The 6,190-nt window shown below is 71.1% G+C and carries 6 protein-coding genes and 1 pseudogene; 2 read left to right on the forward strand and 5 right to left on the reverse strand.

From position 1 onward, the window contains the following. Window positions 1-50: 50 nt before the first annotated feature. Window positions 51-986, forward strand: coding sequence for an endonuclease domain-containing protein (locus tag G6045_RS38520; RefSeq protein ID WP_165336900.1), 936 nt, complete (start codon window positions 51-53; stop codon window positions 984-986). Window positions 987-1,050: 64 nt separating this feature from the next. Here the strand turns inward: G6045_RS38520 and G6045_RS38525 are convergent, their stop codons facing one another. Further along, entirely contained in the window at window positions 1,051-1,566 is a 516-nt protein-coding gene (locus G6045_RS38525) for a DinB family protein (RefSeq protein ID WP_165336901.1), read from the reverse strand. 94 nt (window positions 1,567-1,660) lie between these two features. On the opposite strand from G6045_RS38525, the gene G6045_RS38530 reads away from it, so the two are divergent. Then, window positions 1,661-2,461, forward strand: a complete 801-nt coding sequence (locus G6045_RS38530; RefSeq protein WP_165336902.1) for an MBL fold metallo-hydrolase — start codon at window positions 1,661-1,663, stop codon at window positions 2,459-2,461. Between the two features lie 50 nt (window positions 2,462-2,511). On the opposite strand, the gene G6045_RS38535 is transcribed toward G6045_RS38530, so the two are convergent. The 4 genes and pseudogenes from G6045_RS38535 to G6045_RS38550 form a co-directional block, all read right to left on the reverse strand. Then, window positions 2,512-3,321 carry a methyltransferase domain-containing protein gene (locus G6045_RS38535; protein ID WP_165336903.1) on the reverse strand — a complete coding sequence of 270 codons (810 nt, stop codon included), beginning with the start codon at window positions 3,319-3,321 and terminating at the stop codon, window positions 2,512-2,514. 10 nt (window positions 3,322-3,331) lie between these two features. Continuing rightward, complete coding sequence (locus G6045_RS38540) at window positions 3,332-3,829, reverse strand: nitroreductase family deazaflavin-dependent oxidoreductase (protein WP_206344744.1); 498 nt, start codon at window positions 3,827-3,829, stop codon at window positions 3,332-3,334. A 45-nt stretch (window positions 3,830-3,874) separates the two neighbouring features. Continuing rightward, window positions 3,875-4,555, reverse strand: a complete 681-nt coding sequence (locus tag G6045_RS38545; protein ID WP_165336904.1) for a hypothetical protein — start codon at window positions 4,553-4,555, stop codon at window positions 3,875-3,877. 36 nt (window positions 4,556-4,591) lie between these two features. Beyond that, a pseudogene (locus G6045_RS38550) lies at window positions 4,592-6,190 on the reverse strand (hypothetical protein); the annotation flags it as partial.

A 6,190-nucleotide genomic window follows, 5' to 3' on the forward strand; every position in this document is an offset into this window, starting at 1 on the left:
CTTATCCACAGGCCCACCCACCTTCCCCCCGTTCCCGAGATCATCTGCCCATGCGAGAGCTGCGGGGGATCGTGCGTCATGGGGTGCTGTTCCTGGCCGATGCCGTCGCCGCGGGCTGGTCCCGTGGTGCGGTGTACGGGCGCGTACGGAAGGAGGGGTGGGTGCGGCTCGGGACCGCGGCCTGGGCCGTGCCCGGCGCGGAGGTCGACGTGGGGATGCGGGTGCGGGCCGTCCAGGCGGCGTCCCCTCACCTGATCGCCAGCCACCGCACGGCCGCCCGCCTCCAGTTCATCGAACTGTTCGGGAACGGCGAGGAGTTGGAGTTCACCGACCTGCGCGGAGCCAACCGCAAACTCCGCCCCGACGCGAAGGTCCACCGCTCGGTCCTGACCGGGCGCGAGACGCGCGAGGTCGACGACGGACTGCGCGTCACCACGCCCCTGCGCACTCTCACCGACCTGCTGCGGACCGCCTCCCTCGACGACGCCCTGACCGCCGTCGACTCGGCGCTGACCTGGCGGGGCAGGGGAGACACGCGACGCCCTCCGCTGGTCGGGCTCGACCACCTGGCCGCGGCGGCCGGCGAACTGCCGCACACGGGCCGGCGCAAGGCGCGGGACCGGCTGGCCCTCGCCGATCCCCGCTGCGAATCGGTGGCCGAGACCATCGCGCGGCTGCGGATGTACGAGGCGGGCCTGCGCCCGGAGTCACAGGTGGAGCTGGCCGCAGGGCGGGGACGCCGCGTGCGCGTCGACTTCCTCTTCCGGGAACGGCGCGTCGCCGTCGAGATCGAGGGCTACGCGTACCACGGCAGCCGCGCGGCCCACGACCGTGACCTGAAGCGCTTCAACGCACTCCAGTCCTGCCCGGAGATCGACACGGTCCTGCGCTTCACGGCGGTGGAGGTGTTCGCCTCGCCCGCCACGGTCATCGCCCGGATCCGCGAGGCGCTGGGGGTTTCCCTTGCGGCTTCCGGAAGGCCTTGAGCCGCCGCTCAGGACCGTCATCGTGGAGCGCCCCGCCCAGGACCGTCATCGTGGAGCGCCCCGCTCAGTAGTACCCCTTCGCCCCGTCGAGCAACTCCCGGACGATGTCCGCGTGACCGGCGTGCCGCGCGGTCTCCTCGACCATGTGCGTCAGCATCCAGCGAAGGTTCGCGCCCCCGGACCGATACCCCTCGTGCCGCCCCACATCGTCCAGCGACGCGGCGGCCACGATCTCGTTGCTCCGGGCGCACTGCGCCTCGTACGCGTCGAGCAGCCCGGCCAGCGTCTGCCCCTTCGTCTCCCAGTCCGCGTCCTCACGGTCCTCGTCGAAGGACGGGTTCGCCCTCTCGTCGCCGCCGAGGAACAGCACCTCGAACCAGGTGTGCTCCACCCACCGCATATGGACGATCAGCCCCGCCATGGTGGTCAGCGGTGAGGACGGCAGTACGGCGCGATGCGCGTCCTCCTCGCTCACGCCCTCGCACTTCCAGCGCAGGATCTGCCGCTGCAGATCGAGCCAACCGACCAGGGAGGTGCGCTCGTCGGGGGTCAGGGGCGGGCGTTCGAGAGAAGGGGTCATGGGGGTGGACGTTAACCAGGACCGGGCACGGAGGCATCCGGATTTCGGTAGCGTCACGGGGGAGCGAGGGCCAACCACAGGCGGAGGGAACGCCATGCTGCAGCCGGTCGTAGAGGGTGTCCAGTTCCACGTGAGCGAGCTGCTCCTGAACAACACGGTGGTCGTGCGGGGCCGCACCGGCGTGCTGCTCATCGACGCCGGGATCACGGACTCCGAAATGAGCTGCCTCGCCCGCGACTTGAGCGAGGCGGGCCGACCCGTGGTGGCGGGCTTCTCGACGCACCCCGACTGGGACCACGTGCTCTGGCACGACGAGCTCGGACCGGCACCCCGTTACGGAACGGCCCGCGGCGCCGCGTACATGCGAGACCTGCGCTCGGAAGCGAACTGGAAGACAAACGTCGCCGAGGGGCTGCCGCCGGAAGTCGCCGGCGATGTCCCCCTCGACCTGTTCGGCCTCCTCACCGGTCTGCCCGCCGGCACGGCGAAGGTTCCGTGGGACGGCCCCGACGTCCGGATCATCGAGCATCCGGCGCACGCGCCCGGCCATGCCGCGCTGTTGATCGAGGAGACCGGTGTGCTCGCCGCCGGCGACATGCTCTCGGACGTCCTCGTGCCGATGCTCGACGACACCGCCGACGCGATCGAGGACTATCTCACCGGGCTGCGGCTGCTCGAGGACGTGGCCGACGAGGTGGTGGCCGTCGTCCCCGGCCACGGGACCGTGGCCCGGGCCGGAGAGGTACGCGAACGGATCGCACGGGACCGCGCGTACCTGCACGCCTTGCGTGACGGCCGTGATCCGGACGACCCGCGCCTGGGCCCCTCGGCCAAGCCCGGCTGGGAGTGGGTCGGCGACATCCACACCGGGCAGGCCCGCCGCTTCGGCCCCTGACGCTCCTGACGCTCCTGACGCCCCGACCCCCGACCGGCCGCCGGCCCCCGCTAGTCGCGCCCCTTCCGCGCCTCGATCAGGAACCGCGTGCTGTGCGCCACGAACGGCCCCTCGGACCTGATCTGCTCGTCAAGCGCCCGCAGTTGGGGCAGATACGCGTCGACCGTGAAGCCGGGGACCATCCAGATCACCTTGCGCAGGAAGTGCACGACCGCGCCGATGTCGTGGAACTCCATCCGCAGCCGCTCAAGACGGAGATCGAGGACGTGCAGGCCCGCCGCCTCCGCCTCGGCCCGCTCGTCCTGCGGATGCCGACCGCGGCGCACCTCCTCGGGCTGCGGGCCGAGGAAGTACTCGACCAGTTCGAATACGCTGGCCGGGCCCACGTGTTGGGCGAAGTACGTGCCGCCGGGCGCAAGCACCCGCGCGATCTCCGCGAAGTGCGCCTTCACCGGATGCCGGCTGGTCACGAGGTCGAACGCCCCGTCAGCGAAGGGGAACGGCGGTTCGTCGGGAGCCGCCACCACCGTCGTCCCCAGCGGATGCAGCAGCCGCGTGGCCTTCAGGACATTCGGCGGATACGCCTCCGTCGCCGCGCTCATCCCCGGCGGCCGCCCCGCCATCCGCAGCGCTCCCGCGAGCACCTCACCCCCGCCGGTCTGCAGATCCAGCGTCGCCCCGCCCGCATTGAGCCGCTCGGCCAGCAGACGCTGATAGCCCCAGCTGGGCCGCAGCTCGGTGGCCCGCCCCTCGAACCAGCTGAAGTCCCAGCCGGAGACGTCGGCCTCATCGGCCTCACGGACCAGCTCGTCGAAGGAACGCTCACTGTGGGGTTCGGTGCTCACGGGTTCGGTGCTCATGCGCCCGATGCTAGATCGGGTCGCAGATCACCACCGGGATTTCCCGGTCGGTCCAGGACTGGTACCAGGCGTACTCCTCGTACAGATCCACCAGCTTCGGCCACAGCTCCTCGCGCTCGGCCTTGTCCGCCGTCCGCGCCCGCATCACGCGCAGGTGGGCGCCGGTGCGGACGAGCACCTTGGGCTCCGCGGTGAGGTTGCGGTACCAGAGTGGGTGCTGCGGGGCGCCGCCCTTCGACGCGACCACGACCACCGAGTCCCCGTACGGGAGATAGATCAGCGCGTTCGTGCGCAGCTTGCCGGACTTGCGGCCCTTGGTGGTGAGCAGACAGACCGGCTGCTCGCCGCGGAACGTGCCGCCGATCCGGCCGTCCGTCGCCCGGTAGAGCGCGGACTGGGTGCGGGAGACGTACTTGAGCATCGGGTTGAAGAAGCGGGAGTCCATGTACGACGGCCGCTCGGGCGGTGCCTGCCGGGTGGTGCCGGGGGCGTCCTCGGGCAAGGGCATGCGGCGATCCCAACTATTCGGAGAAAAGGGACAGTTGGTCGCCGATTATCGTCCGCGTGTACGGAGCTCCGCCAGCATGTCGCGGGCCGTTTCCGCGTCGTCCCAGGTCGCGGGCCCATCGGGCTTCTCGGCCAGGCGTGTCAGGGCGTCCACGGCGCCGGCCGTGCCCGCCGCGCCGAGGTAGGCGATCGCCGCGTCGGCCTCCAGGCCCTCGGTCACGGAGCGCTCGGCGAGCGGGGCCGCCCAGCCGGCGAACCGCGCGGGGTCGGGATCGAGCGCGAGCCAGGACCAGACCGCGTCGGCCACATCCGCGCGCCAGTCGTGGATCAGGTGCAGGAGCGTGACCTCGATATGGGCGAGGGCGTGCGCCTCCAACGGCTGGGCGGAGGGCAGGAGTTCGGCCGCGAGCGCGTCCACGCGCGGCCAGGTGACGTCGGCCGGATGCGGGATCCGCTCGCGCACCGCCGAACCCGCCCACTCCCAGGCATGTTCGAGCAGCCCGGGCGCCGGAGCGCGCGGCGCGGGCGGCGGCGGGTCGTCGAGCAGACCCACCAGAGCGGCGCGGGCCCGTGCCACCTCCGTATCCGTACGGGGCAGTGACCGCACCTCGGCCGGGACGCAGCGGTCCCAGGGCGGGGTGAGCGCGCGCAAGGAGTCCGACAGGGCGTGGTCCCCGTCGTACGACCAGCGCTCCACACCCGGCTCCCAGCCGAGCTCACCACTCATGACCGCACTCCGCTCATGACCCCACTCCGCCCATGCTCACACTCCGAGGTACTCCCGAGCCGCGTCCGGGTCCGTCATCTTCGACCAGTCCATTGTGCCGTTCTGCGTCCGCGTATTGATCGCATCCTGCATCCGGCCCAGCTCGCCCGCGCTCAGCTGCTTGCCGCCGATCGACACGTCCACGTTGTTCTTCGCCATCTCGCCCGCGGCCGTACGGGAGTCCTTCGCGGGCTTGCCGCCGCGGCCCGGCTTGAACTCGCTGAAGATCTGCGTCCACCGGTCATTGGTGTCGATCTCCACGGTCGCCTTGCGGCCCGGCGCCTTGTCGGCCCACTTCCGCAGGCGCTCCACCTGGTTGGCGAAGGCCGGCTTGCGGGTGGCCGAGCCCGCGTTCTTCACCTCGACCACGTGGTACGTGCCGTCCTTCGCCTTGTACGCCACGTCGGCGTCGGGGATCCCGTCCAGATCCAGCTGCTCGGAGCCGAGGTCCGCCGGCCGACCCGCCTCCGTACCGGGTCCGGCGTCCACCTGCGTGCCGGGCGCGGCGTCGTCGGCGGCGCGCTGCACGGCGTGCACCTCGGCGCGGGCCTGGTCGAGGGCGTCGGCGGTCTTGGCGTTGACCACCTTGCCCTCCAGCGAACTGGCCGCGTCCGGGCGGACATTGGGCCTGCCCGCCAGGTCGGACAACTCGTTCAGCGCGTCGGCGGCCTGTTTCTTGCTGATGCCGCCGTCGGTCGGGTTGTCCTGCGCCCGCTGGACGAGTCCGTCGATCTGGTCGTCCGACACCGACGAACCTCGTCCGCGCAGGGCGGCCTTCGCGGCATCCGTACGGGCGGCGAGCGCCTGGTCCTGTGCGGTGCGCGCGTCCTCCGCCAGATCCGCGTCGTCCGGGTTCTCGCGGGCCTTCTTCGCCGCGTCGTCCGCGTGCTGCTGTGCCTCGTCGGCGGCCTTGCGGGCTCCCGCGACGTCACCGGCTTCGCGGGCCTTGCGCGCTTTGCCGGCGGCGTCGCCGGCCAGATCTCCCAGCTTCCGCAGCTTGTTGGCCTTGTTGAGCTTGTTGATCTTCTGTAACCACTTCGCGGCGCCCACGCCCGGGATGAAGACCGATCCGATGTTCCAGATGGTGTTGCCGAGGCCCTTGCCCCAGTCGCCGTTCTCGAAGGACTCCTTGTCGATGAAGGAGTCGATGAGGAAGTCGGTGACGAAGTCCTCGGGGGAGGAGATCCATTTGAGCGGGACGGTGAGGTAGTTCCAGCCGCCCTCGTCCCACTGCTTGCCGAGTTCCTCGGCCTTCTTGTCCCACCAGGTGGTGGTGTAGTCCTTGAGCCCGTTCCAGGTGTCGGACAGGAACTTGCCCGGGTCGGTGACGGCGTCCCACGTGCCCTTGACGTCCTCCCAGGCGGCTTTGAAGGGCTGTGTGACGACGTCGCCGAGCTGTCCCCAGAACCCCTTGTCGTCGTCGCCCTCTTCGTTGTTGCTCACGGGGATGACGTCACCGGGGCCGCCGTTCTCTCCGCCCTCGTCGCCGCCTCCGCCGTTCTCGGCGCCCTCGGTCCCGCCCTGGGTGCCGCCGTTTCCGTCTCCGGCCCCTCCCTGGGCTCCACCTTGGGCTCCACCTGTGACGCCGCCGTCCTG

This window comes from Streptomyces mesophilus (assembly GCF_011044995.1).
In the GTDB taxonomy this organism is placed as follows: domain Bacteria; phylum Actinomycetota; class Actinomycetes; order Streptomycetales; family Streptomycetaceae; genus Streptomyces; species Streptomyces mesophilus.

Coding starts and splice junctions, on each gene's coding strand:
- G6045_RS38520 (WP_165336900.1), top strand. CDS start 51: ATGCGAGAGCTGCGGGGGATCGTGCGTCATGGGGTGCTGTTCCTGGCC.
- G6045_RS38525 (WP_165336901.1), bottom strand. CDS start 1,566: ATGACCCCTTCTCTCGAACGCCCGCCCCTGACCCCCGACGAGCGCACC.
- G6045_RS38530 (WP_165336902.1), top strand. CDS start 1,661: ATGCTGCAGCCGGTCGTAGAGGGTGTCCAGTTCCACGTGAGCGAGCTG.
- G6045_RS38535 (WP_165336903.1), bottom strand. CDS start 3,321: ATGAGCACCGAACCCGTGAGCACCGAACCCCACAGTGAGCGTTCCTTC.
- G6045_RS38540 (WP_206344744.1), bottom strand. CDS start 3,829: ATGCCCTTGCCCGAGGACGCCCCCGGCACCACCCGGCAGGCACCGCCC.
- G6045_RS38545 (WP_165336904.1), bottom strand. CDS start 4,555: ATGAGTGGTGAGCTCGGCTGGGAGCCGGGTGTGGAGCGCTGGTCGTAC.